We start from the raw sequence: 24,769 nt of genomic DNA on the forward strand, positions 1-24,769 counted from the left end.
AAATTCCTCATAGCCCCCTCTCTCACCCCGCTGGAGCAGTCCCAGTTGATTCAGGTCTCCCGAAGAGCGTTCTGCCGGCCAGGCCTTGGGCTGCGGCCTGAGCGCACCTGACGGCGAGGCGCACCAGTTCGGAGTCGGAACCCTCACGCCAGGCAAGGGACAACCGGGCGGCAGGCACATCCGTCACAGGTATGAAGACGACGTCCTGACGGCGCTGGACGGCGATGACAGAGGCAGGAACGAGGGCGGCTGCGTGCTCGAGGGCCACAAGGTCGATGGCCTCCTCGATGCGCGTGGCCGTCGGATGCTCCTTCCAGGTGCGATCGCCTGGGCGCACCTTCCCACCCCAGAAATCGGACCATTCGGGCGACCCTCCGGCAGGCCGGATGATCGGAACCTCGCTCAGGTCGTCAATCGACACGGTCTCACGGCTGGCCAGTTCGTGAACGGACGGCAAGCAGACGACTCGTGGCAGCATGGCCACGGTGGCGCTCTCAAGACCCGTATGGTCTGCGGGCTCCAGCACGAAGGACACGTCCGCATCCCCTGCCTCCAGACATGCCGTCTGGTCGGTCCACTGCACGTACCGGGGTAACACTCGGCATTCAGGGCTTTTTTCGCGAATGAGCTCGATGGTTCGGTGCGCCAGAGGGTGACATACGGCTGGACGGAACGCGATGACGAGCCTCTGGACCTGCTGCCACCCCACCTGTCGCATCCCGTCGACCGTACGCTGCCACTGTTGCAGCAAGCTCTTCGCGCGGTTCAGGAATTCACGGCCGGTCGAGGTGAGTTCGACCCCATTGCCGGTTCTGTCTAGAAGCTGGAGACCCAGCTCGCCTTCGAGTTGACGGATCGCCACACTCAACGGTGGTTGCGTCATGTGCAGTCGAGCCGCGGCTCGCGTGAATCCGCCTTCCTCGGCTACGGCCACGAAGTACCTGAGGTGCCGCAAGTCCAGTTCCATACGAACAGCATATGGCCCCATGGCTAACGTGTATTGGCGCTGACAGCAGACGTCTGCCTACGCTCATCCATGCAAGTTGCAGCCACCAAACCCTCGGCTCTATCCGCTGCGGGCTCTGTGGAAATTGCCATGGGGGGTCCTCTTGTCTTTGTCACACGAAGTGGCTTTCAACGGGCACATCGACGCGTACGTCACTCATCCCATGGCTGTGACTGGAATCCTCAATCGGCTCGGCACCAGCGACACATCACTCACAATTGACGATATCTGCGCGCATGTGGTGTTAAAGCCACACCTGTGCAGGACGCTGCTGGCCAGCACCACGAACTCGCCCTGAATGTCGCGGAGCCTGAGCGCCCAGCGCCTCGAACGGACACCATGTGCCCCTGGGGCCCGGGTCGGCTGATCAACGCATCAGGGGTCAGCGCGGTCGTGCATGAGGCGGCGCTGATCGAATCCTTGGCCTCTGATCGTCTGTCCGGTGCGGTGCCCGACGCATACGAGACCGAACCGCTGCCACCCGACAGCCCCTGGGGCCCGGAGAGGGCGTCCCGGCACTGCCCCACAGTATCCGGCATCCCCTTGACACCAGGCCGCGCGTCTAAGCGGCGTCCACATCCGAACTCGGTCGACGGCTGCGAGGACAGCCCCGCGGCAACGTCGTCGACCTGGACGCTGAGCACTGAGCCACTACGTCTCCCATGCTCGCCTCGACCACATCACCACGGCAGGTTCCCTTTGTCGCACAACGGCTCTTCGACATCTTCACCGTCGACTGGCGCGACGATGACGCTGATCGCCACCGGCGTATCCGTGCTCTCGTACGCACTCATGCAGACCATGGTCGTTCCGGCCTTGCATGTGCTACAGGTGCAGTTGCACACGACCTCGACGTGGTCGGCGTGGATCCTGAGCGTGTTCCTGCTGACCAGTGCGGCGAGCACACCCTTGCTGAGCAAGCTGGGAGACCGCTTCAGCAAGCGAAAGGTTTTGTTGCTGGTTCTCGCCACCTACCTGATCGGCACGCTCGGCTGTGCTGCGGCAGGCAGCATCGGGGTTCTGATCGGATGCCGTGCATTGCAGGGCGTCAGCCTCGCGGCCCTCCCCCTGTCATTCGGCATCCTGCGCGACGCACTCCCTCAGCACCGGCTGCGCTCGGGACTGGGTCTGGTGTCAGGGACCATCGGTGTGGGTGCCGGCATCGGACTGGTCGTGGGAGGGCTGGTCGTCGACCACCAGTCATGGCGCTGGCTGTTCGCGATCGCTGCGGTACTGATTCTCGGGGCAATGGGCCTTGTTGCGAAGTACGTTCCGGACCAGCGGAGCGGATCCAACGAGCCGGTGGACGTGCCCGGGGCGGTGCTCCTGGCCCTGGTACTCGTGGCGTTGTTGCTCGCGCTGACCAAGGGCACCTCGTGGGGGTGGGCATCTACAGGAACTCTGGCCCTGTTCGGAGTTTCCGTGGTCCTCCTGGCCGTGCTGGTCGTCACCGAGCGGAGGTCCGTCGCCCCCCTGATCGATCCCGCAGTCGTGGCCGGCCGGTCTTTGCTCTCGGTGCACGGTGCGGCGTTCGTGTTCGGTGTGGTCTCGTTCGTGTTCTACGTCCTGCTGCCGGCATTCGCCCAGACCGCAGCAGACCAGCGGCTACCCGGGGGAAGGACGGTCGGCTACGGGATGGGGGCCGATGTCACCGTGGCCGGTTTGCTCCTTCTGCCCGGCTCGTTGGCGCTGTTGCCGACGGGACCTCTCGCAGGTCTGATGCAGCGCCTCACGTCCGCACGGGCCACGCTCGCATCAGGCTTTGCCGTCATGGCCGTTGGGGCGATCTCGCTGTGCTTTTGGAACGGCAACGGGTGGCAACTGGCAGCCGGGTACCTGGTGGTAGGGATCGGTTCCGGACTCGTGCTGGGCGGCATCCCTTCGGTGATCAGTGACTTGACGGAGGCACGACGAACCGCGACCGCCAATGGCGTGAACACGGTGGTCCGTACGGCGGGCGGCGTCGTGGGAAGTCAGCTGGCTGCCGCCTTACTGGCGGCCTGGCACATCGCCGGCTCCGAGATACCGACGCGCGACGCCTTCATCACCGCCTTCTGGATCGCTGCCGCGGTAGCGGCGGCCGGGGGGCTGTTGTGCTGGGCCGGCATCAGAAGCTCGACGATCCCAGCGCCCCGTACGCCAGAGGTCGCTGTCCAACGCCACCAGGGCACAGGAAGCCCACGCCAATGAACCATCCGCCGGCCCACCGGACTTCCCAGGGATTCTCCGGCGTCCCGCCCTCTGGGCACGTCCAGCCGCCACACTCCGAGCGCGCCCGCGACCTCTCGCTACGGATCAACAACCTGTACGGCGATGACGAACCGTGTGCTTCTGCCCGTCTGTTCAAAATGAGGATTTGACCAGGAAATCGCAGGGGAGGCATCAGTGACAGACACGAAAAATGCCCAGCGCGTGACTGCAGCTGCGGAATACGGTGTGGTCGGAACCGTAGAAAGCGCAGCACTGTTCGGCGATCTGCCAGTGACCGTCCGGTTTGAAATCGACCCTGTCAGGCGTTTCATCGGTGATGCGCTGCAGGAGTATCAAAAATGTCTGGACAGTCGCGACGCCAACGGAGTTCCCAGCCATCTGCCGCGCGCGTCGGGTTTGCTGTTCGGGCAGTCGGACGGCGCTGAAATAACGATCAGCGATATCGAATTTGTGCCGAATGTCCGCGACAGTGACGAGAGCGTCATGGCCGAATTCGAAGCGACGATCGCCCCTCAGTTCGGCGATGTGTACAGGAACCCGGGGCGAGGATTCTGGTCCGACGAAAAGGGCGTCCTACGGGCGATCATGCAACAGTCCGCGAACGGCCGGGAGTTGATGGGATCCATACATTCGCATCCGAACTGGCACGAAATCGGCCCGCCACACGAACGCTACCAGAGGCTGAGTGAAAATCCGACACGGATGGATGAATACCTCTTCCGCCAGTCCTGCTGGCCGGTAAACGTCATCTGGTATGTGCATGAAGGCAGTGACGGAATCGCACACCGAGTAGCGGGCTGGCGGCCCGGTCCGAAGCAATGCGACAAGCTTGACATACAGATTCCGTCGGCGATCCATGAGCAATTCGAAGTCCTGCTCGACGAGGGGGAATAAGAGATGCCCGATGTCAAACTTCCCGCAGCCTTCCATCTCTTGACTGGCGGGCGGAGGCAGCTGCCTGTCGAGGGCGGCAGTATCCGGGAGGTGCTGGACGGCCTTGACCGGGCCTGTCCAGGTGTCCTCGATCGACTCATGGACCAAGAAGGGTCCATGAAGCGCTACGTCAATGTCTACCGGAATGACAGCGACATCAGGAGCCTCGACGGCCTCGAGACGAAGGTGGAGCACCATGACGTCATCTGGATAGTGCCGGCGGTAGCTGGTGGCAGCGGAGCGGCACGGGCGGAGGGGGCACGATGACGGACGTAATTCCCACAGAATTCTTCACTGAACCCGGTTCAAATCCGCACGCAGCAGCCGCGGAATACCGGTCCAAGTGTCCGGTTCACCGGATCAATGTTCCCCCCGGCGCCGACGCGTACGCGGTCCTGGGAAGCAAAGTCGTCGAGGAAGCTCTCGGTGACTCACGCCTCTCCAAGCAAGTCGAGAACCTGCCCGCCCGGTATCGGGAAAAGGCCGTGGCCAGTAGCCTGCTCGTGGTCGGCAACCTGGGGTTTGCCGACGTTCCCAAACACACCCGGCTGAAGAAGCCGATCAGCCGGGCATTCCTGCCGGCCACAATTGCCCGGCTACGCCCGCGCATCCAGGACATTGTCGACGATCTCATCGACGCCTTCCCGGAGAACGGTGAAATCGACCTGCTGAGTGCCTTCGCTCTGCCGATGCCGCTTACCGTCATCTGCGAGTACCTGGGGATACCGGTGGCGGACAGGCCGCTGTTTCTGGAGTGGAGCTACGTCCTCAGCCAGGACCCGCTGCAGCACGACGAGGCGGAGCTGAAGGCGGCGAGCGAAGCGTTCACGGACTATTTCACCAAGCTCGTGGCTGAGCGGCGCATGGACCTGCGGGACGACCTGCTGAGCGAGATCATCAGGGCCAGAGACGCGGGCATTTACAGTGAAACAGAGCTGCTGTCGACACTCCTCCTGCTGATCATTGCCGGTCACAAGACGGTCGCCAACATGATCGGCAACGGAACAGCACTGTTGCTCCGCCATCCCGAGCAGCTCGAGATGCTCCGAGCCAACCCCTACCTCATTCCCTCGGCGATCGAGGAGATCCTGCGCTACGAGGGGTCGGCCGCCTGGGCTTCGCTGCGGGTCGCGGCGGAGGATATGCGGCTCGGCAATGTGGACATACCGAAGGGGAGCTTTGTGCACCTGTCGCTGTCCAGCGCGGGTCGTGATCCCGACGTGTATGACGACCCGGACCGTTTCGACATCACCCGGTCGCCGAACCGCCATCTGTCCTTCGGTCATGGTGCCCACTTCTGCATCGGCGCACCGCTGGGCCGGCTCCAGGGCGAAATCGCTTTCTCCACCCTGTTGCGCCGACTTCCGCGATTCGAACTCGCAGTGCCTCCGGAGGAGGTTGCCTGGCTCTCCGACAGCTCGCTCAGCCGAGGCCTCGAGGCCCTCCCCATACGAGTGCGAGAGAGGTTGTCCCGATGACGGAATCAACCAGCCAGAGCATTGCCGTGGTGGGAGCCGGCGGCGTAGGCGGTTATTTCGGCGGCCTGCTTGCCGCTGCTGAGCATGATGTGCGGTTCCTGGCCCGCGGCGAGAGCCTCGCCGCGCTCAGGCGAAAGGGATTGCGCATCAGCAACGGCTCAGGTGACTGGTCCGTGCCACAGGTGCGGGCATCGGACGACCCGCAGGACATCGGCGAGGTCGATTTCGTACTGCTCTGCGTCAAGACTCAGCAGCTGCCGGGGGCCCTCGACGCGCTGGAACCCCTGGTCGGTGAGGACACCGCCGTGGTCACTGTGCAGAACGGGGTGGAAGCTCCTGAGCAGGTCGCAGCCAGGACAGGCCGCCATCGGGTGCTCCCCGGCAATGTCAGGGTCGTCGCCTCCATGGTTGCTCCGGGCGAGATAAGGCAGGTGGGTCCCCCCGGCGCGCTGGGCTTCGCAGAGTGGGACAGCACCGTGTCCGACCGGGTGGTCCGACTGCGCGAGGTGCTGCGGGAGGCCTCGGTGACAGTGCCGGAGCCGAGCGACATCTGGGCCGACCTGTGGGCAAAGTTCCTTTTGGTGGCTCCGATCGGGAGCCTGGGAGCCGCCACCGGTGGGGCGAGCATCGGCGAGCTCCGGTCGCGGGCCGGCACCAGGAACATTCTGATCTCCGGTATGCGGGAGATATACGAGACCGGGATCAAGCTCGGCATCAAGCTGCCGGACGATGCCGTGGACACCGCGACAGGGCTCATGGACCGGCAGTCGCCCGACGTCACCTCCTCGCTGCAACGGGACTTCCTGGCGGGACGGCCCTCGGAGCTTGAAGCGTGGACCGGGGCCGTGGTCCGCCTTGCCCGCCGGGCAGGCCGGACCGCGCCGGTCCACGAGATGCTCTACGAACTGCTTGCCCTGCGCGAATCGCGGGCAGCGAGGAGTGCCCAGCCGTGAACGTGAGATTCGCAGAGCGCAGCACCCTGCGGGCCGTTCGGGCATACCGGGACAAGGAGTCGTCGAACGGTGAAGACGGCACGCACATCACCTTCGATCTGTCCAGCAACGAGCTGGCTCTCCCCCCGCTGCCCACGGTGCTCGGCGGTATCGAGGAACGCTTGCCGCAACTTGCCCGATACCCCGACCCCACGGCACGCGACCTGACCTCAGAGGTTGCCAGGCACCTGTGCGTCTCCGCGGATGAGTTGGCAGTCGGTCCCGGGAGCGCGGGCGTGCTCCAGCAGCTCCTTCTCGCGCTGTGCGGCAAGGGCGACGAAGTCGTCTACGCCTGGCCCGGATTCGACGCATATCCGCTGCTGGTCGCCATTTCAGGTGCCACGAGCGTCCAGGCGCCGCTGACTGCATCCGGAGGACACGATCTCGATGAGATCCGTACCCGGGTAAGTGCGCGGACCAAGGTGGTGATCCTGTGCTCCCCTCATAACCCGACCGGCGCCACAATTGATCACGATGAGTTGCGCGGTTTCCTGCACTCTCTCCCGGATCATGTGGTCACGGTCCTCGATGAAGCGTACGTGGAGTTCGATCGGGGCAGCGATCCCCCGGGCACACCAGGGTTGCTCCGCGAGCACCGCAACATCGTGGTCCTCCGAACCTTCTCCAAAGCCTACGGGCTGGCCGGCCTACGGGTCGGATACGCAGCCGGGCCCCAGCAGGTCATGGCTGCCGTCCGCAAGGCGGCGATACCTTTCGGAGTGACGCGCTTCGCAGAGCAAGCCGCAATTCTGTCCTTGCGCAGTGAGGGCGAACTGATGGAACGTCTGGCCGCAGCGGCGGCGGCGCGCGAAGAACTGACGGCGGGACTCAGGACATTGGGGCTGCCCGTCCTCCCTTCCCGAGCCAATTTCGTCTGGCTGCCGCTCGCCGGGGCCGCCGAGTCATTCACCCGGGCCGCAGCTAGCGCAGGGGTCAAGGTCCGATCCTATCCGGGGCATGGTGCACGGATCTCTGTGGGAGAGACCGAGGCGCATCGCATGCTGCTGGCGGCGCTCGGCCAGAAAGACCATGGCGCCGAGTTCTGAGACGCCATGACCGCGACTGGAGGGCTACTGCAGTTTCCTCCGGTGGTTCTTCCGCGCCGGCCTGTTCTGAGAAGTCTCTGAAGAGATTTCTTCGCCCGTTCTCATACAGCCCGTCGACAGACACCTTAGGGTAGGCATTCTGTGAAAATCCTGATGATCGCCATGCCGTGGCAAGGTCTCGACACACCGTCCAGCGCCCTGGGGGTACTGGGGCCCTGCATACGCAAAAACGCCGCCGACTGGACCGTCGACGAGCTATACGCCAACCTCCGATGGGCCGAATGCCTGATGCGCGAGAGCGACGGCTTCATCACGTGCGAGGATTACGGGAACGTCGCGGATCAAGTCTTCCACGGCGTAGGTGACTGGGTGTTCACCCCGGCCCTCTACGACGTCGACAGTTATCAGGTCGAGGAGTACTCGACGTTCCTCCAGCAGCGGGAAACGGACCCGACACTCCCCGTTGAGATGCAGAAGTATGCCCGGGGGTTCGTCCGGGATCTCGCGGCCGAGATCGCTGCCGACCCACCCGACGTGGTCGGGTTCACGAGCACCTTCATGCAGAACGTGCCGTCGCTCGCACTGGCCAGAGAGCTGAAGAAGATCGCACCGGGCATCCTCACGGTACTGGGCGGCAGTAACTGTGACGGAGCACAAGGTCCAGCCTTGCACCGGAATTTCGGGCAACTCGACTTCGTGATCAGCGGTGAGGGCGAACGTGCACTTCCCGCGCTGCTGAATCGCATCGCCAAGGGCGAGAGCCTCGCTGACGTTCCGGGACTCAGCTGGAGGGGAGACGACGGGAGCACGGTGGTGAATGCACCGTCCAAGGCGGCACTGCCGTTCGCCATGGTGCCTGCCCCCGGTTACGACAGCTACTTTCAGGCAGTGGAAAAGTCACCCGTCCGGCACCACGTCCGTCCGATGCTGGTGCTGGAGACCTCTCGCGGTTGCTGGTGGGGCGAAGCTCACCAATGCACGTTCTGCGGCCTGAACGGATCGAATATCGATTTCCGGAGCAAGGCCCCCGAACGCATCGCTCAGGAAGTCCGCGAGTTGGCCGAGCGACACCAGGTGCTCGACCTGGTCATGGTGGACAACATTCTCGACATGAAGTATCTCCATACGGCCATGCCGGAGATAGCTGCTCTCGACTGCGATCTGAGGATCCACTACGAGATCAAGTCCAATATGAACCGGGAGCAGCTGAGCAAGCTCAAAGAGGCGAACGTCCTGTTCGTGCAGCCCGGTATCGAGAGCCTGAGCAGCCATGTGCTGCGCCTCATGGACAAGGGGGTCAGCGCCGCACACAACGTGCGGATGCTGCGTGACGGGCAAGATCTCGGGCTCAATGTGACATGGAGCATCCTCTACGGCTTCCCCGGTGAGACCGAGGACGAGTACCGCAAACTGCTCCAGAAAATGGCGACACTTGAGCATCTGGAGCCGCCGAGCGGAGCCTGGCGCATTGCGCTGGAGCGGTTCAGTCCCTACTTCGAGGATCCCACCCAGGGGTTCATGTTCCGCCGCCCGTCGGAGATATACGACTTCATCTATCAGGTCCCACGAGATCAGCTGTACGACATGGTGTTCTTCTTCGACACCAGCGTCCAGGGAATCTCAGGGCCCATCGAGGAAGAGATGAAGCGGGCGTGCGAGGAATGGGCCAAGGCCTACCCCCAGAGCACCCTCTCCTACTGGACCGATGAGCGAGGCCGGGTCACCATCGAAGACCGTCGTGCCAGCTGGCCGGAGGAAGTGATCGAGCTGGACGACGTCCAGAGCAATGTGTACCTGGGCATGTTCCAGTGCGCCGCCCGCGAGGGCATACGCCGACGGCTTGCCGAGAGCGGGCACATCGTCAAGGACGGGGAGATCGAGGAGATGCTCCGTTACTTCGTCGATCGCGGCCTGGCATTCGAGGACGAGGGGCGCTACGTGAGCGTCGCCCTTGAGATTGACCCGTATCGCCGAAAGCTGGTGGGCGGCAAGGAGGTGGCGGCTTCACTATGAGCGCGTTGATGGCCATCGATGAACTCAAGACCCGGGGCTCGAATGAGGGACGGGTGCCGGCCGGCGGCCGGCCCTCGACCCTGGCCCTCGGGGCCGACTGGACTGAACTTCCCGCCGCCACCGAGCTGGCGGCGCTGCTGCTCCGGGTACCTGTCGCCGGGGTGCAGCTGACGGAGCCCGTCGACTTCTCGGCACTCCCTCATCATGTGATCGTGCGAATCATCGCGTTGCTTCGCGAATGTTCCGCGATCGGTGCCAGGGCCACCTGGTCGCTGATCCTTCGCGCCGAGCAGCTCGACCTGGTCCCGCGCCTCGATCACCTGCCCGCCCCCGAGAGCATCACGGTGTTGGAGAAAGGGGTTCCGTCCGTCGGCGAGTGGCGTTCTTCTCGTAATTTCGGGCTTCTGTACTTCCGTAAGGGTCCGAAATTCCTGTCCGTCGTCGATCAACGTCCCGAATCCAAGAACCTGATCACTGTGAACGACCCCACCATGATGGAGGTCTTCCTCCAGGGCCTGGAGGGGTGCGCGTGGGCCGAGGTCACCCGCACCCCGCAGTACGCTGCCGCTGCACGGGACCTGGTGAACAAGGGCCTCGTCATGCGTGTCGGGGACCACTGCGTGACCCTTCCGGTGCACATGCGTTCATGGCCTCTGGGTGTGGCTCTTCTGGGAGGAACCTTGGCCTCAGCCGGGAAGAAATCGGAGGATTTTGCGGAGTAGTTCGAGCGATCCCGGGGATGGAGGTTCCTGTCGCAAGAGGAGTTGGGCGGTGAGACACCGATTCGTCACCAGAGGACGACGGTGTCTCACCGAGCCGGCGATTGTCAGTAATGGCTGTTCATGGCGGCACGTACCTCGGCGAGAGTGGTATCGGCCACAGCTCGGGCTCGCTCGTTGCCTTCGCGCAGGGTCTGACGGAGGTAGGCGCGGTCCTGCGCGAACTCGATGCGGCGGGCCCTGATCGGGGCCAGGTACTCGTTGACCGCCTCGGTCACGGTCTTCTTCAGTGCGGCGGCTCCCGCGGAGCCGATGTCGTCGGCCACCTGCTGGGGCGTGCTGTCCAGACAGAGGGCCGCCAGCAGGAGGAGGGAGGACACCTCGGGGCGAGTGGTCGGGTCGTAGGTGATGTGGCGCTCGGAGTCGGTCTTGGCCCCCTTGAGCAGACGGGCGGTCTCGTCGGCGTCGGAAGCCAGGGTGACGGCGTTGCGGCGGCTCTTGCTCATCTTGGTGCCGTCCGTGCCGAGCAGGAGCGGTGCGCTCGACAGCAGGGCATCGGGCTGGGGGAACACGGCGGTGCCGTTGCCGTAGTGGTCGTTGAAGCGGCGGGCGATCGTGCGGGTGAGTTCGAGGTGAGGAAGCTGGTCCTGGCCGACCGGGACCAAGTTGCCCTTGCAGAAGAGGATGTCGGCGGCCTGGTGGACGGGATAGGTGAACATCAGGCCGCTGACGGACGACTGGCGCGAGTGAGCGATTTCGTCTTTGACCGTGGGGTTGCGGTTGAGCTCGGCGACGGAGACGAGGCTGAGGAAGGGCAGCATCAGCTGGTTGAGGGCGGGGACGGCGCTGTGCGTGAAGATCGTGCTGCGCGCCGGATCCACACCGATGGCGAGGTAGTCCAGTACCAGCTCCTCGACATACCCGGTCAGGTTGTCCGCTACATCGCGGTCGGTCAGTACCTGGTAGTCCGCGATGATCACGAACATCTCCACGCCGAGGTTCTGAAGACGCACTCGGTTGTGCAGCGTGCCGAAGTAGTGGCCCAGGTGCAGGCGGCCGGTGGGGCGGTCGCCCGTCAGCACACGGAATTGTCCGGGGTCCTTGAGGATCAGCTTTTCCAACACCGCACTGCGCTCCTGCGCGGCAGACGTCTCGAGCGTGTCGGTGGAGGGATCTGACGCAGAGGCGTCGGGGCCTACGGCCTGGGGGGTGGTGTTCACGAGGTCTCCTGGTAGGCGGGTTTCGCCATCCGGATGACTCGAGCCCTGGTCCAGGGGGACGTGAGTGGGCCGTCCATCCGAACGGCCCGGTCATGCAGAGAGGCGGCCGCTCCTACGAGGAGCGCCACCAGCTCAGACACGACGAAAGATGCATGGCCCCATCATAACGTCGGCTGCCGTGATCCGGGTGGATTCGCGCGCGCGTGGTGGAGGCCCCCCGGGTCATTCATCGGAGGCTCAGGAGGGGGCAGTTGGGGCGGAGAAGCACGTAGTCGGATGGCACCGAGTGGTCTGCTTCCGCCGGCGGGGTGCGCGGGGTGCGTACGGTCCCCGGGACCACACAGCCGCCGAGCCCGGTGACTCCTGTCCATACGTGTCGGGGTCTTGCGTCGTCCCGGTCACCGGGCACCGGTCACCCGTTAGGCCGTTGGATTCGGATCATCTGCTCGTTGGTCCGACGGTGTCGCTGACCGATGCTCCCTGGGCAGGCACGGATCGAGTCGCTGGTGTGGGACCAGGCGCCGAAGCCGGGTGGTAGGGGCGGAGCCACCAGCAGGCGGTCGACGTCTTCGCCTGGAAGTGCCGCACCGGCTTGCCTGCCCTGGACGGATCTGCACGCGGAGTTCGGCTCGCTGAAGGGGGACCACCACCAGCTGCGGAAGTGGGCGGCCGGCGGCGCGTGGGAACGGTTCAGGATCTTCACCGTACTCCTGGCCCAGGCCGACGCCGTCGGCCGCCGGCCAGCCCCTGTGAAGCGTGGGCCCGTACCCCGCCCCGCGCGATGTCTGCCGGGACGGCCGCGACTGGCAGTGACTGCCCGCGCAACGGGTCGGTCAGTGGTAGTTGCGCATGAGGTCGGTGGCCCAGTCGGGCTGGGTGGTGTCGCCCTGGGGGCCGAACTCGGCCATGTAGGGCTTGATGTCGAGGACGGGGGTGCCGTCGACGGCGTCCAGGCCCTGGACGTGCAGGTCGAGGCCGTCGGCCTTGAGGAGACGGCAGCGGGAGACGCCGAGGCGGTTGGGGCGGTTCTTGCCGCGCTGGGCGAAGATGCCGACCAGGGGCCAGTCGGCGTTGCCGCGCGGGTGCCGGGCCCCGGTCTGGATCTTGTCGGTGGGGACACGGTCGAAGTGATAGACGACTTCCAGGTGGGAGAAGGCGTCCAGGCCCGCTACCGCCTCCGGGCCGTACTGGGCGGCGTCCAGGCGGATGATCGCGGTTTCCTTGCCCCAGTCGTCGTCGCGGACCTCCGCCCGGCCACCGACCACCCGGCCCACCGGCACCGAAACCACCTCAGCAGGAATGCTGTCCTCGGGCATGTACCGTGCCTTTCGCTCAAAGGGTCGGTTAGTCAGTCGAGTTGGTTCACCATACCGACGGCCTGCGGTACATAGCTATGCGTTACGCACGTACCGCGCCAAACGCGGTTCAGCCGCTCGCGGGCCTGCTCCAGCGGCGCCTGCAACGCGGTTCACGAAGTCGCCGAGGAGCGAAGGCGGGCCGGGCCGGTCGGCCAGCCGGAGCAGGACACGCTGGAGCACGCACCGTTCGTCGTGGGAGCGAGCGATGGTCTGCCGCTTGACCGGCCCACGCCATGGAAAACCGTCCGCCGCGGGCTCGTAGTCCACTGCGCGGGTGCTCCACGCTGCGTCTGGCGGTCTGGTATCGGATGGCTGCCCAGGACGCGTTCCGGGCCGGCTGTGGCGGTGCCGGTGACAGTCACCTCCAGATAGTGGCCGTGCCTACCTCACTTCGGTGTGCAAGGTGTCGATCACGGGCTGCACGGCGATGAATTGACGAGTAGTCACAAATCTTGCGGCGTTGCCAACACCGCGTGGTTTCGTCGACACCTCGTGGCGTTGCCGGCACCTCCCGAAGACTCCGCTAACGGGCCCCTCCAGCGGACGCCGCAGCCTTTCCGACCTTCACCGCACCCATCGGACAAGCCCTAGAGTCCCCGTGGCCGCACCGTCATCCGGATCCCCTCCCGCGCCCACAGCACGAACCGTTCCACCGGCGTCACTTCGTGCCCCGGGGCGGGTCGAAAGCGTAGGCGCTTGAGGAGGACGGCCAGGACAAGCTGGGCCTCGACGGTGGCCAAAGCGGCGCCCTCGCAGCTGCGCGGCCCGATCCCGAAGGGGACGTACGCGAGCCGCGGCCGCTTGGCCACCTCCTGCGGTGTGAAACGCTCGGGGTCGAACCGCTCCGGCTCGGGCCAGTGCTCAGGGTTCAGGTGCACCGCCCAGAACGGATAGAACACCGTCGTCCCGGCCGGGATCTCGTACGGGCCCAGAACCAGGTCCTCGGTCGTCTCGCGTGCGCCGTACGGGCCGGGTGGGAACAGGCGCATCGACTCCTTGAGCACCATGTCCAGAAAAGTGAGCCGCCGCAGTTCGCCGTAATCGGGCGTGTCGCGCCCGCCCAGCACCTGGTCCAGTTCGGCGGCCACGCGATCGGCCACGTCGGGATGGCGGCCCAGCAGGTGCAGCGTCCACGAGACGGCGACGCCGGTGGTGTGGTGGGCGGCGAGCAGCGTCATCATCACGGTGTCCCGGATGCGCGCCGGGCTCTGACCGGCCTCGATGAGTGCCCCGATCAGGTCGCTGCGGCCGGTGCGGTCGCCCGAGCGGTGGGCCGCCACCACGCGGTCGACCGTCGCGCGCAGATACGCGAGGGCCGCCTCGGCACGCTCCGCCGAGCGCGGGTCGGCCCGCGGCACCTGGTAGAGCCGCCCGAGGTGCTCGGTCAGCACCTCCTCGAACGCGGCGACGACGCGGTCCGTGTCGGTCTCCGCGCCGCCGAGCGCGAACCCGCAGATCATCTGGAGCGACAGCGCGGTCAACTCCTTTTGCAGGTCGACGGGTTCGCCGTCGACCTGCCCCGCCCAGCGGTCCGCGAGCTCCCGTGCCAGCTCGGTGAAGCGCGCGAAGTGCCGCTCGTGAGCCGGCCGTCCGGCGAGCACCGAGAGCAGCAGCCGTCGCCATGGGGTGTGCTCGTCGGCGGGTAGCACTTGCAGATTGCCGGCCTCGCACAGCGGGTCCAGGAACGCGAACAGCTTCTCGGGCCGCGTGTCAAGATGCGCCGTGGCCTCCAGAAGCACGGGGTCGGCGACCGACACGGCCGTGTCCGCGCCTGGCAGTTGGAAGCGCACGACGGGTCCGTACGCCTCGTGGAGGTGTAACTGGTAGTGGTGCAGCCCGCCCGCAGCCGCAACGGCGCTCAGCCCGCCATCGTCCTGGTGCCCGGGGTCGGGGATGCGCATGACGGTGCCTCCTGTCCCAAGTCCTGCCCTCGGGTCCGGTCCGTTCCGAGGGGCCCTTAACTCGCCCTTGCCTCAGCACGTTTCCCCCGTACCCGCTTCCTACCCCACGGTGGGTCCCCTGCCCGCCGCGCTGCACTGGCCTCGGCGAGGAAGCTCGTGTCCAGTGTGGTGAGGCGGCATCCGGCCATGGAGCCGCCGTGAAAAAACCGTTGGCGGACCACGGAAACCATTGTTAATCTCCCGAAGGCCGTGCGAGAGAACGAGGAGGTGGTACCCGTGAACGCAGTATCGACATGGGTGCTCCCCTCTGGGGTCACGGTCGGGCGATAGGTCGTCCGGGAGCGCCGTTCAAGCGCACTCCCGAAAGGCACGACCATGCACTTCACTTCTGCACGGCGTCTCGACGACAGCGTCCTCGAACGCGAATTCACCCTCGGCGAGATCCCCGGCATCCTCTGGACGCCCACATCTACAACACCCGCGCCGCTGATCCTGCTCGGCCACCCTCCGCTCGGACTGCGGAAGATGTACCCCCGGCTGGCGGAGCGGGCCCGGCGCGCCGCGGCGGATGGCTTCGCCGCGGCCACCATCGAGCTCCCCGGGAGCGGTGACCGGCCGCGTTGGGCCGCCGCCGAGCAGGCACGCGCCGACCTGCGCCGGGCTATGGAGGCCGGCGAACCGGTCGGCGACGGGATCATCGACGCCCTCGTCCTCCCGCTCGTCGAAAAGTCGGTCCCGGAGTGGCGGGCCGCCCTGGACGCCCTGCTGTCGTTGCCCGAGATCGGCGGCCCGGTCGGGTACTCGGGGGGAGTGATCTCCATCGGCATCCGGCTCGCGATGGTCGAGGCGCGTGTCTCGGCGGCCGTTCTGTTCGCCGGGAGTCTCGTGCCCGCCGCCATGTTCGCGGAGGCCCGCCGGGTCACCATTCCGCTGCACGTCCTGCTGCAGTGGGACGACGAAGGAAACGACCGGCAGGCGGCCCTGGACCTGTTTGACGCTTTTGCCTCCAAGGAGAAGACGCTGCACGCCAACATGGGCGGGCACACCGGCGTCCCGCAGTTCGAGGGGGACGCCGCGGCCCGGTTCTTCGCCCGGCATCTCCGGTAGCCGCGGGCCGGCGCCGCCCGCCCGGTAAGCCGGAGGCGGTGCCGGCCGGGGCGGTTCTGGGCTCGGTGATCGAGAGAGGCCGGATAGTCGCGGGGATGGCGCGGACTCGCTGACCGTTCCGCACCACGCTTCGAGAGCCGTCCCCCGCAACCGCCCGCCGCCCGCCGCCCGCCGCCCGCCGCTGAGATGATCTCGGCGTGGCCGGAGCGATACGACCTCAGAGCCGTCTTGGACAGGCCATCGCACGGGGTTGATTGCACGCCGCGCGCCGACAGCGCCCGTCAGGGCCCCTGCCATGCGGGCACCAGATGGTCAGCGCCCCGAATCCGGAGCCTCGCGCGAGGCGGCCGGAGCCCGGCCTCCGGGCCGAGAGACCCAGCCGGCGGTGGCTGCCAGAGTGCGCAGGACGGTGGCGCCGGCGAACACTGCCGAGGAGACCGGCCATCCCATCCATCGCGTCAGATCATCCCGCAGGTCGGGATCGACCTCGACGGTCACCCGGATGTATCTGCTCTGCAACCTGGTGACCTTGGTGGGCCGAGGAGCCGGGACGTCCTGCCCGCGCCGCAATGCCGCGCGGTAGCTCTCCTTGCGCTGGCTCATACCTCATCCTGACGCTTGATCAGTTCTTCCGCGAAGTCCATGTACGCCGACCCCTTGGCCTGGACCGGGTTCCCGAAGGACTGGGCGTACAGATCGAGCCGCGCGATATGGGTGTCCAGCACCTCGAAACCCCGCTCGGTGAGTGCCTCGCGAGCGTCCGCGTCGGGCCCGGTGCGGGTGGCATCGGGACGGTTGGTGCGATTGAGCAGCACCGCCGAGCGGGCCGGCTCGGCACGCAGGGACTGCACGTCCGCCATCTCGCCCCGGATGGGTGCCATCCGGTCCAGTTCGATGGGGGCGGGGGTCACGGGCACGATCCACTCGCCGGCGTACCTCATGATGCTGCGGGCGATACGGGGATGGTCCTCCAGCTGGGGCGCGTCGAGAACGACGGCCTGCCGGTTGCCGAGGAAGTCGTTCACGCGACGGTGGACGTCCCCCACCGGCAGGGCGATCACCGGAAACGGAAAGCCATTGGCCAGCTCGCTCCAGCGCAGCGCGGAAGCGGCCGGGTCGCCGTCGACCAGCAGCGGCGGCATGCCCAACTCATAAAGCGCGTGGGCCAGCCACACCGCGCTCGTCGTCTTTCCGACGCCGGGCTTGAGATTTACAAACGCACAACTCAAAGGCACAAGAAAGGACAATAACGGGCATGATCGCCCAGTTTCGGTTGGCGCGAGGGCGTGGTCCCGCGGTTCACCCGCAAGCAGTGAGGAACGTCGGACGCCCGGTCGTGGTCGCGGCCGCACCACCGGCTGCTCTTGCCTCCTCTTCGCCGGACGGCATTCGGCCCCGCCCGGCCGCACCCACTACTCCGCTCGGCCCCGCAACGAGTCACGGCATGGGCACCGCGCTGGCGGGCTTCGCCGTCAAGATCGCCACCGAACGAACGGGCACGGCGGTCGCCCTGCGCTGACAGCCGACGGGACGACGGGACGACATCCACGAGGCGTTCCTCGAAGTGGCCTGCCACGTCATCACCTACCGACGCGCACAGGCCACGCATCAGCCCCTCCTGACCAAGCGAAAAGCTCGGGTGGAACCGGACGCATCCCAGCAGGACTCCGCCCCACCCTGGGCCAGTCGCGAGCCGACAGAACCGACGGGCCGGTACCCCAGCGTGGCCCGGCGGAGTTCGCCGCCCCGGGTGTGGGGTCATTCCTCCAGCGCTGCCGCCATGCGGTCGAGGTCGGCGAGGAGGACCGGCAGGCGCTGTGCCGGGATCGCTTCGACCATGCGCTGTTCGATGGCGTAGACGGCGGCCTGGACGGCGGCCAGGCGTGCGTTGCCCTCCTCGGTGAGGTGGGCGGGCCGGGCACGGCCGTGGTCGGCGGTGGCGGGGCGGGTGATCAGTCCGGCTTCCTGCAGGGCCCGCAGGACGACGTTCCCGGACTGCCGGGTGACGAAGCTCGCGCGGGCGAGGTCGGCGTTGGACATGCCGGGATGCAGGGCCAGGAGTTCGAGGGTGGCGTACTGCGGCACGGTCAGGCCGTGCTCGCGCAGGACCTTGTCCATGGCCCCACGGAGGGCGGCCTGGGTGCGTTTGAGCAGGTATCCCACGTGTTGAGTGACGTCCTTCGTGGGGCGGGACGGTTCGGCCGACGCGTTCTCCAGCATGTCAGCATTTTGACATACGCGACCCGGCCGCCTTAGCCTCGCCTATGTCAAAGTCCTGACATCGAGTTCCGAGGAGAGCTATGACCGCCACCATCGACGGCCCCGACTTCGTCGCCCTGCAAGTGCGTGACCTGCACGCGGCGGCGGACTTCTGCGAGCGGCACATCGGTCTGCGCCGGGCCGCGGTCTCGCCGCCCCACGCGGTCGTCTTCGACACCAAGCCGACCCCCTTCGCCGTCCGCGAGCTCCTCCCGGGCGTCGATCTCACCGAGACCGCACGGCCCGGACTCGGCACGGTCCTCTGGTTCCGGACCTCCGACGCCCACCAGCTCCACGACCAGCTCACCGCTGCCGGGATCAAGATCCTCACTCCGGTCACGGACAGCCCCTTCGGGCCGATGTTCTCCTTCGAAGGCCCCGAGGGCTACACCCTCACGGCACACGGAGGCTGATCATGCCCGCCGTCACCCTCACCCCGGCCGGGCCCTTCTCGCTCGCCTCCGGCATCCGGTTCCTGGAGGGCTTCGGCCCCTCGAACCACCACCCCGCGGCGGACGGAATCCTCCGGCTGGCCTTCCCTGCCGACGACGGGACCTCGGTCGTCTCGGCCGCCGTCCGGCAGGAGGTGAGGGCAGACGGCGGCACGGGAACGGTCCGGGCAGACTTCACCGTGCACCCCGGCACCCCGGACGCGGCGAAGTCAGTGAAGGCGGTGAACGCAGAGGCAGCGGCCAGACAGGCCGTGCGGGCCCAACTCGCCCGCGTCCTCTCGCTCGACGTGGACGCCACCGGATTCACCGGCCTTGCCACGGACCCCGTGGTGGCCGGGCTCATGGCGGACTACCCGGGGCTACGCCCGGTGTGCTTCCACTCCCCCTACGAAGCCGCCGCCTGGGCGATCATCGGCAACCGCATCCGCATGACCCAGGCAGCCGCCATCAAGGCCCGCATCGCCCACCAGCACGGACACCGCGTCCACATCGCAGGCCGGACCCTGCACGCATTCCCCACCCCCACGGTCCTGCGCACCCTCACCCACGTGCCCGGTCTCACCGACATCAAGATCCAGCGGCTGCACGCGCTGGCCGAAGCAGCCCTCGACGGGACACTCGACGCACCCCACCTGCGCGCTCTGCCTGCCGACTACGCCCTCGCCGAACTGCGCGCCCTGCCCGGCATCGGCCCCTTCTCCGCCGAACTCATCCTCATCCGGGGAGCAGGACACCCCGACGTCTTCCCCCGCCACGAACCACGCGTCCACAAGTCCATCGCCACCGCGTACGGGCTCAGGGCCCCGAGCACCGACGACGTCACCCCATTGGCCAGGATCGCCGACCGGTGGAAGCCCTACCGCAGCTGGGTCGCCTTCCTGCTCCGCGTCCACGCCCAGGACACGCCCCGGCCGGGCCCCACGTGCCACGGCTCCCCGCCCCCGTCATGACGTCGTCGTCCGCGCTCGCTGAAATGCGCAGTCCCGAGCATCGAGCCCCCACGCTCATCTCCCCCACCGCAACCACCTCCCCGTGCCTACCGGCGCCCATCACTCCCCCGGTCGCGAGGCCCCGTCACTCGCCCGGTTCCGAAATTCCATCACTCCCCCAGTTCCGAGGCCCCGTCACTCCCCTGCTGCGAAGCCCGGTCGAGTTCTGCCAGGCGCTCACGGCACCTGGCAGCCGTGGTGTCCGCGCCGAGTCCCTCGTAGAGGGCGAGCGCCTCGGTGTACGCGGCTCGCGCCTCGGCGCCGGGCGGCAGCACACCTGCCAGCGAGCACAGGGTGTCGGCGAGGCCGCGGCGGGAACCGACGCGGTGGAACGCGGCGCGCGCCTCGTCGTAGGCGGCTCGCGCCCGGTCCGGTCGGCCGTCGGCGCGTTCGGTGTCGCCGAGTGCGCGCAGGGTGAAGCCCAGGCCGCCGGCGTTGTCCAGGTCCCGGTGGACCTCGGCGGAGCGGGTGAGCATCTCGCGCGCCTCCGCGTAGTTGCCGCGCAGGCGCTGCACGTCGCCGAGCCCGCGCAGCATGTCGGCCTCTCCGCGCCGGTCGCCGATGCGGCGGGACAGATCCCGGGCCCGGACGAAGAGGTCGGCGGCCTCCTCATGGCGGCCGTCGACCCGGGCCACATGGCCGAGGCCGCGCAGCGACTGGGCCTGTCCGCGGACGTCGCCGATCTCCTCGTACGTGGCCAGGGCGGCGTGGTAGCCCTCATGCGCCTCGTATCCCCTGCCCCGGTTGCGCGCGATGTCGGCCAGGCCCCGTATGGCCTGTGCCTGGCCGCGGCGGTCGCCCAGCCCCGCGTACAGCTCACGCGCCTGCCGGAACTCCTCGGCGCCCCGCTCGTAACGGCCCAGCGACACAGCGACGTTGGCCAGACCCCAGTACGTGTCCGCGAGGCCCGCCCGGTCGTCGAGTTCCTCATAGCTGCGCCGGGCTTCGAGGAAGAGTGCGCGCGCGTCCTCGTACCGGCTGCGGGCGCGTTCGGTCTCGGCGAGGCCCCACAGGGCGTCGGCCTGACCGCGCCGGTCGCCGAGCGCCTCGTACAGGTCGGCGGCCACCTGGTAGTTGTCCCGGGCGGTGGTCAGGTCGCCGCTCCTGCGCTCGGTGTCGGCCAGGCCGCACAAGGCGTCGGCCCGGCTGGGGCGATCGTGATCGGTCTCTGCGGTGTCCCTCATGGTGCTCCAGATCCTCGCGAGTTCGGTGGTGGCGCCGAGCCTGCCGAGGAGGGCATGCGTCATCGCGGCGAGCCGCCTGGCCTGCGGGGAACGGCGTTCGACGGCGGCCACGGTCACGGCGATCAGGTTGGTGCGCTCCCGGTCCAGCCAGGTCCGTGCCACGCCCGGATCGCCAGTGCTGGCGGTCAGTGCGACCTGTGCCGCCTCGCCCCGGCTCAGGAAATGGGTGAAGAGCCGGTCGAGTACCTCGTCCCAGCGCTCCTGAGGCTCCTGTGCCATCGCCAGGCTGCGGGCGTAGGCGAGGAACAGGTCGTGGAAACCGAATCGCCCGCGCCCCTGGCGTTGCACCAGGTGCTTGGTGGCCAGGTCGGCCATCCGGCGGCGGCACTCGCGCGCCGTCATCCCGGTCATCGCCGCACACGCCTCCACCTCCAGCTCGGGACCCGGATGCATGGCGAGTACCCGCAACAGGCCGGCCTGCAACGGGTCGGCAGCCTCCAGCGCCTGCCAGGACACGGCGAACGCCGCGCCCACCCGACGGTCGGCGTCGGGAATCTCCAGCAGCGGGGAGTCCGTCTCCCGCATGGCCGACAGGAGTTCCTCCGGTTCCTCGAAGCGCAGCCGGACCGCGACCGCCTGCACGGCGAGCGGGAGGAATCCGCACGCCCGGCAGATCTCCTCCAGCGCGGGATCCGTCGCCTCCTCCGCCTGCACTCCGGCGCTCTCGATCAGGAGCCGTACGGCCTCATCGGCGGGCAGGACATCGAGTTCGGTGAGCGTGATGCGGTCGGGATCATGTAGCGCGACGCGGCTGGTGATCAGGACGAGGCTGCTGTCGTCGCCGGGAAGCAGGCACGCCACCTGTTCCAGCGACTCCGCATTGTCGAGCAGCAGCAGGCCGCGTCTGCCGTGCAGCCAGTTACGCCACAGCGCGGCCTTCGCGTCGAGGTTCGGGGCATTGTCGCCGCAAATGCCCGCCCATGTGAGAAGGGCTTCCATCGCGGCCTGCGCGTTGAGCGGAGCCCGGTCGGGAGTGTGACCGTACAGGTCGAGTTCGAACTGCGCGTCGGGGAAGTCCGCGGCCAGTTGGTGAGCCAGGTACCGGGCCAGTGCCGACTTGCCGACGCCCGGCATGCCGACGATGGCGTGCACCAGCTCGGGTCGACCGGTGAGGTTCCCGGCGACCAGTTCGGGCAACCGGTGGCGTTCGGCCTCGCGGTCGACGATCCTGCGCGGCGGCGCCTTGAGGGTGGTCCGCACCGCTGCTGTCGCCAGCTGCGAACCGGCCGTGAGCCGTACCGATTCCACCGGCCGTTCGGGATCGAGAGCACGTAACAGTGCGTCCTGGCCGGTCATTTCACGCAGCACGCCCCGGAATCCGGGGTCCGCGAGCAGGGCCCGCACGGGAACAGCCGTCAACCGCCGTCCCTCGTAGGGCCGGTCGCTCCAGGCGACGACGCCCAGCAGGGCGCCGCTCTTGTGGACGACGGCGCTGCCGGACATGCCCGACCACTGGTCCCAGCCGGCCGGCCAGGCAGTGGACACGTCAACGGCGTAACGGTCGCTGCGCGTGTACGTCAGCGGGTCGAGGACGCCACGGACCGTCTCGGTCTCCGTGCCGTCGCCCGTGCTGCGCGCGGCGGCCGCCGACATGCCGGTAACGGCGACAGCGACCGGCTCGGCACCCGTCACCTCGGCCCAGCGCGGCTCGGGGACGGCGGGCGCGCCGGACATGTCGAGCCCCTCGGCGGAGAGCCGCAGCAGCGCCGCGTCGAGCCCGGCGTCCCCCTGCCAGGCGACCGTGCACGGCACCGGCTCGGTGAGACGCACGGATCCTCGCCCACCGACAACGGACCTGACCGTGATGTCCGGTCGGGGCCTGCCGTCCGCGAAGGTCACGCCGTGCCGGGAGGTGAGTACGAGCAGGGGCGCGAGCAACCGTCCGGACGAGAACTCCTTCCGTCCCTCGGCGTCCTCCGGGCCCGCGGTGACCGCCACGAGCCCCGGGTGGAGCGGCGTGGTCCCGTCGTGCGCGCTCCCGGTCCGTGGTGTGGTCACCGCCGGCCGGAGACGGTGGCCGAGTCCCCGGTCAGGGTGTCGTGCACGTCGAGCTTGAGGCGCAGCCGGTGGGTCGTGCCCTGTGATGCCTTGGCATCGGCGCCGAGCTTGACCACGCCGAGTCGCACACCGCCCGACGCGCCGGCGTCTTGGCGCACCTCGACGAGGAACTCCATCTCCACCTCGGCGATATGGAACTGGAGCCGGGCGTCCTTGCCGTACTCCTGCGCTTCGGTCAGCTGCGTGCGCAACTGCTCGATCGCCTCGCTGATCTCATTGCGGTCCGTCGCCATCCCGTGCCCCCGTTGTCGCAGATCACTGTCGCCGGATCCTGCCGTACCGGCCCACGCACTCGCCACCTCTTCCCGGTTCCCGGCGGAGAGCGTGCAGGTCGCCGGGAGACTGGTCTGCGCCGCGCTTGGCCTGACTCCCTCTCTGGGGAGACCTCATATTCCAGGCCAGTCAGGCGAGTTCGGTGGCTTGCCCGAGATTCCTGATCCTACCGGTGTGGTGCTCCATGACGAGTTGGATGTGGATCGTCACGTCAGCACGGAGGAGTTGGTGAGCCCACGTTGCTGTCCGAGCCCAGCGAGACCGATGATGTCGAAATTTCCTGGGGATAGCCGGGCGGCCGCACCCCCGAAGTTTCCTCCTCCTCACCTCGGACGGGCAGGGCGGCCGCGCATGGACGGCACCCTTTCTACTGATGGGTAACTTGACGTACAGTGCTGCAGCGGCGGGCAGTTGGCCCGTCGTCTGCCTGTAGGGCAGACAGTCACCACACGGCACACAGGCTGCCACCACGTGTAGCCCGTGCAACGGAAAGGACTGTCCTCATGGCCTCCCCACGCCGGCTTCGCGCCATACTGCTGCCGCTGGCTCTGATCGGCTCCGCGGCCACCCTGGGCACCGGAGCCGCCATGGGCGCGGTTTCGGAGGGATCTTCCTCCAAGGCCGCGCCCGACACCACCGAGCAGCGCCCCACCTGGGCCATCGCCCACCGGGTGCTGACCACGGGCGGGGTGACCATGGCGCTCAAGAACGGGGCCAACGCGCTGGAGATGGACGCAACGGCCTGGCGCAAGGGCTGGTGGGCCGATCACGACGGTTCTCCCACCAGCGCCGGGGACACCATGTCGGCCATGTTCGACCAGGTGGCAAAGGAGCATGATCAGGGGCGTCACGCCTCCTTCGTCTGGCTGGACATGAAGAACCCCGACTGGTGCGACAGCAGCGACCCCAAGTGGCGCCACTGCTCCGTGGCCGCGCTGCGGGACCTGGCTCGCCAGAAGCTGGAGAGCAGGGGCATTCGGGTGCTCTACGGCTTCTACGGCAAGGAGGGCGGCAGCGGCTGGAAGAACGCCCTCGCTGACCTGAACTCCAAGGAAGCGGTCAGCTACAGCGGCGATTACGCGCAGGTCAGGGACGGCTTCGCCAAGTACGGGCCGCACGTCCCCGGCAACCAGCGCGTAATGGACAAGGGCGAGTTCAGCATGGCCTTGAAGTTCGGCAGCATCCGGGAGGAACTGGCGGCCGGCCGGAAGCCCCGGGACGCCGGAGAGCTCGCGCAGACCGTCGGCTGGACGGTGGGCAAGGGTGACAGGGATCGTGCCGCCACCCTGCTCGACTCCTCCGACGGGAGTGCCGCCGTGGACAGCCTGATCTACGGCAACCGGGCATCGTGCTACCCGGACGGCGTCAGCGGCCCGAAGGGCTGCGGCACGGACGACAGCGCGGTGCGGGAATCACTCTCGTACATCACGGACTACGTGAAGGCCCACCCGGACACCCGCAGGATGGCCACCGCTCAGGACATCCCCTTCGGCAGCTGACGTCTCGGGCT

21 protein-coding genes are annotated in these 24,769 nt (G+C 67.5%); 12 read left to right on the plus strand and 9 right to left on the minus strand.

Going from position 1 to position 24,769, the window contains the following annotated elements:
* Positions 1-22 precede the first annotated feature (22 nt).
* The gene (locus K7396_RS04935; protein ID WP_158101126.1) at positions 23-967 is read right to left on the minus strand and encodes a LysR family transcriptional regulator; all 945 of its coding nucleotides are present in this window, start codon (positions 965-967) and stop codon (positions 23-25) included.
* A gap of 786 nt (positions 968-1,753) precedes the next feature.
* Between K7396_RS04935 and K7396_RS04940 the strand changes: the two genes are divergently transcribed.
* From K7396_RS04940 to K7396_RS04975, 8 genes are all read left to right on the plus strand, one after another.
* Positions 1,754-3,196 carry an MFS transporter gene (locus tag K7396_RS04940; RefSeq protein WP_158101125.1) on the plus strand — a complete coding sequence of 481 codons (1,443 nt, stop codon included), beginning with the start codon at positions 1,754-1,756 and terminating at the stop codon, positions 3,194-3,196.
* 195 nt (positions 3,197-3,391) lie between these two features.
* The gene (locus K7396_RS04945) at positions 3,392-4,111 is read left to right on the plus strand and encodes an MPN domain-containing protein (RefSeq protein WP_143589094.1); all 720 of its coding nucleotides are present in this window, start codon (positions 3,392-3,394) and stop codon (positions 4,109-4,111) included.
* A 3-nt stretch (positions 4,112-4,114) separates the two neighbouring features.
* A complete protein-coding gene (locus tag K7396_RS04950) occupies positions 4,115-4,417 on the plus strand; it encodes a MoaD/ThiS family protein (protein ID WP_086718249.1) in 303 nt (100 codons plus the stop codon).
* Positions 4,414-5,628 (plus strand): cytochrome P450 family protein, encoded by a 1,215-nt coding sequence (locus tag K7396_RS04955; protein WP_086718248.1) that lies wholly within the window; start codon positions 4,414-4,416, stop codon positions 5,626-5,628. The genes K7396_RS04950 and K7396_RS04955 overlap by 4 nt, the downstream gene beginning before the upstream one ends.
* Positions 5,625-6,581: a 2-dehydropantoate 2-reductase gene (locus K7396_RS04960; RefSeq protein ID WP_086718247.1), complete on the plus strand. Its 957-nt coding sequence runs from the start codon at positions 5,625-5,627 to the stop codon at positions 6,579-6,581. Before K7396_RS04955 ends, K7396_RS04960 begins: the two co-directional genes overlap by 4 nt.
* Positions 6,578-7,666, plus strand: a complete 1,089-nt coding sequence (locus tag K7396_RS04965; RefSeq protein WP_158101124.1) for a histidinol-phosphate transaminase — start codon at positions 6,578-6,580, stop codon at positions 7,664-7,666. Before K7396_RS04960 ends, K7396_RS04965 begins: the two co-directional genes overlap by 4 nt.
* Positions 7,667-7,807: 141 nt before the next feature.
* Entirely contained in the window at positions 7,808-9,679 is a 1,872-nt protein-coding gene (locus K7396_RS04970; RefSeq protein WP_086718245.1) for a RiPP maturation radical SAM C-methyltransferase, read from the plus strand.
* Positions 9,676-10,401, plus strand: coding sequence for a DUF5825 family protein (locus tag K7396_RS04975; protein WP_086718244.1), 726 nt, complete (start codon positions 9,676-9,678; stop codon positions 10,399-10,401). The genes K7396_RS04970 and K7396_RS04975 overlap by 4 nt, the downstream gene beginning before the upstream one ends.
* Before the next feature lie 104 nt (positions 10,402-10,505).
* On the opposite strand, the gene trpS is transcribed toward K7396_RS04975, so the two are convergent.
* The 3 genes from trpS to K7396_RS04990 all read right to left on the minus strand — a co-directional run bounded on the left by trpS (position 10,506) and on the right by K7396_RS04990 (position 14,877).
* Positions 10,506-11,618, minus strand: coding sequence for a tryptophan--tRNA ligase (gene trpS, locus K7396_RS04980; RefSeq protein WP_086718243.1), 1,113 nt, complete (start codon positions 11,616-11,618; stop codon positions 10,506-10,508).
* 833 nt (positions 11,619-12,451) lie between these two features.
* Entirely contained in the window at positions 12,452-12,934 is a 483-nt protein-coding gene (locus K7396_RS04985) for an SAM-dependent methyltransferase (protein WP_086718242.1), read from the minus strand.
* A gap of 629 nt (positions 12,935-13,563) precedes the next feature.
* Positions 13,564-14,877 carry a cytochrome P450 gene (locus K7396_RS04990; protein ID WP_086718241.1) on the minus strand — a complete coding sequence of 438 codons (1,314 nt, stop codon included), beginning with the start codon at positions 14,875-14,877 and terminating at the stop codon, positions 13,564-13,566.
* A 375-nt stretch (positions 14,878-15,252) separates the two neighbouring features.
* Here K7396_RS04990 and K7396_RS04995 point away from each other — a divergent pair, with 375 nt between their 5' ends.
* A complete protein-coding gene (locus tag K7396_RS04995) occupies positions 15,253-15,984 on the plus strand; it encodes a dienelactone hydrolase family protein (RefSeq protein WP_152105096.1) in 732 nt (243 codons plus the stop codon).
* A 312-nt stretch (positions 15,985-16,296) separates the two neighbouring features.
* Here the strand turns inward: K7396_RS04995 and K7396_RS05000 are convergent, their stop codons facing one another.
* The 3 genes from K7396_RS05000 to K7396_RS05010 form a co-directional block, all read right to left on the minus strand.
* Positions 16,297-16,587 carry a hypothetical protein gene (locus K7396_RS05000; protein ID WP_086716324.1) on the minus strand — a complete coding sequence of 97 codons (291 nt, stop codon included), beginning with the start codon at positions 16,585-16,587 and terminating at the stop codon, positions 16,297-16,299.
* Complete coding sequence (locus K7396_RS05005; protein ID WP_308686922.1) at positions 16,584-17,393, minus strand: ParA family protein; 810 nt, start codon at positions 17,391-17,393, stop codon at positions 16,584-16,586. Before K7396_RS05005 ends, K7396_RS05000 begins: the two co-directional genes overlap by 4 nt.
* Positions 17,394-17,742: 349 nt before the next feature.
* The gene (locus tag K7396_RS05010; protein WP_086716330.1) at positions 17,743-18,204 is read right to left on the minus strand and encodes a MarR family winged helix-turn-helix transcriptional regulator; all 462 of its coding nucleotides are present in this window, start codon (positions 18,202-18,204) and stop codon (positions 17,743-17,745) included.
* A gap of 80 nt (positions 18,205-18,284) precedes the next feature.
* Here K7396_RS05010 and K7396_RS05015 point away from each other — a divergent pair, with 80 nt between their 5' ends.
* Both K7396_RS05015 and K7396_RS05020 read left to right on the plus strand, forming a co-directional pair.
* Positions 18,285-18,656, plus strand: coding sequence for a VOC family protein (locus K7396_RS05015; RefSeq protein WP_086716331.1), 372 nt, complete (start codon positions 18,285-18,287; stop codon positions 18,654-18,656).
* Between the two features lie 2 nt (positions 18,657-18,658).
* On the plus strand, positions 18,659-19,645 hold the full coding sequence (locus K7396_RS05020; protein WP_086716334.1) for a DNA-3-methyladenine glycosylase family protein: 987 nt from the start codon (positions 18,659-18,661) through the stop codon (positions 19,643-19,645).
* A gap of 149 nt (positions 19,646-19,794) precedes the next feature.
* Here the strand turns inward: K7396_RS05020 and K7396_RS05025 are convergent, their stop codons facing one another.
* Positions 19,795-22,698: an ATP-binding protein gene (locus K7396_RS05025; RefSeq protein ID WP_143589043.1), complete on the minus strand. Its 2,904-nt coding sequence runs from the start codon at positions 22,696-22,698 to the stop codon at positions 19,795-19,797.
* Positions 22,699-22,922: 224 nt separating this feature from the next.
* Positions 22,923-23,219 carry a trypco2 family protein gene (locus K7396_RS05030; RefSeq protein ID WP_086716337.1) on the minus strand — a complete coding sequence of 99 codons (297 nt, stop codon included), beginning with the start codon at positions 23,217-23,219 and terminating at the stop codon, positions 22,923-22,925.
* 543 nt (positions 23,220-23,762) lie between these two features.
* On the opposite strand from K7396_RS05030, the gene K7396_RS05035 reads away from it, so the two are divergent.
* Positions 23,763-24,758, plus strand: a complete 996-nt coding sequence (locus tag K7396_RS05035; protein WP_086716339.1) for a PI-PLC domain-containing protein — start codon at positions 23,763-23,765, stop codon at positions 24,756-24,758.
* The last annotated feature ends 11 nt before the right edge of the window (positions 24,759-24,769 follow it).

This window comes from Streptomyces angustmyceticus, assembly GCF_019933235.1.
Lineage (GTDB): Bacteria > Actinomycetota > Actinomycetes > Streptomycetales > Streptomycetaceae > Streptomyces > Streptomyces angustmyceticus.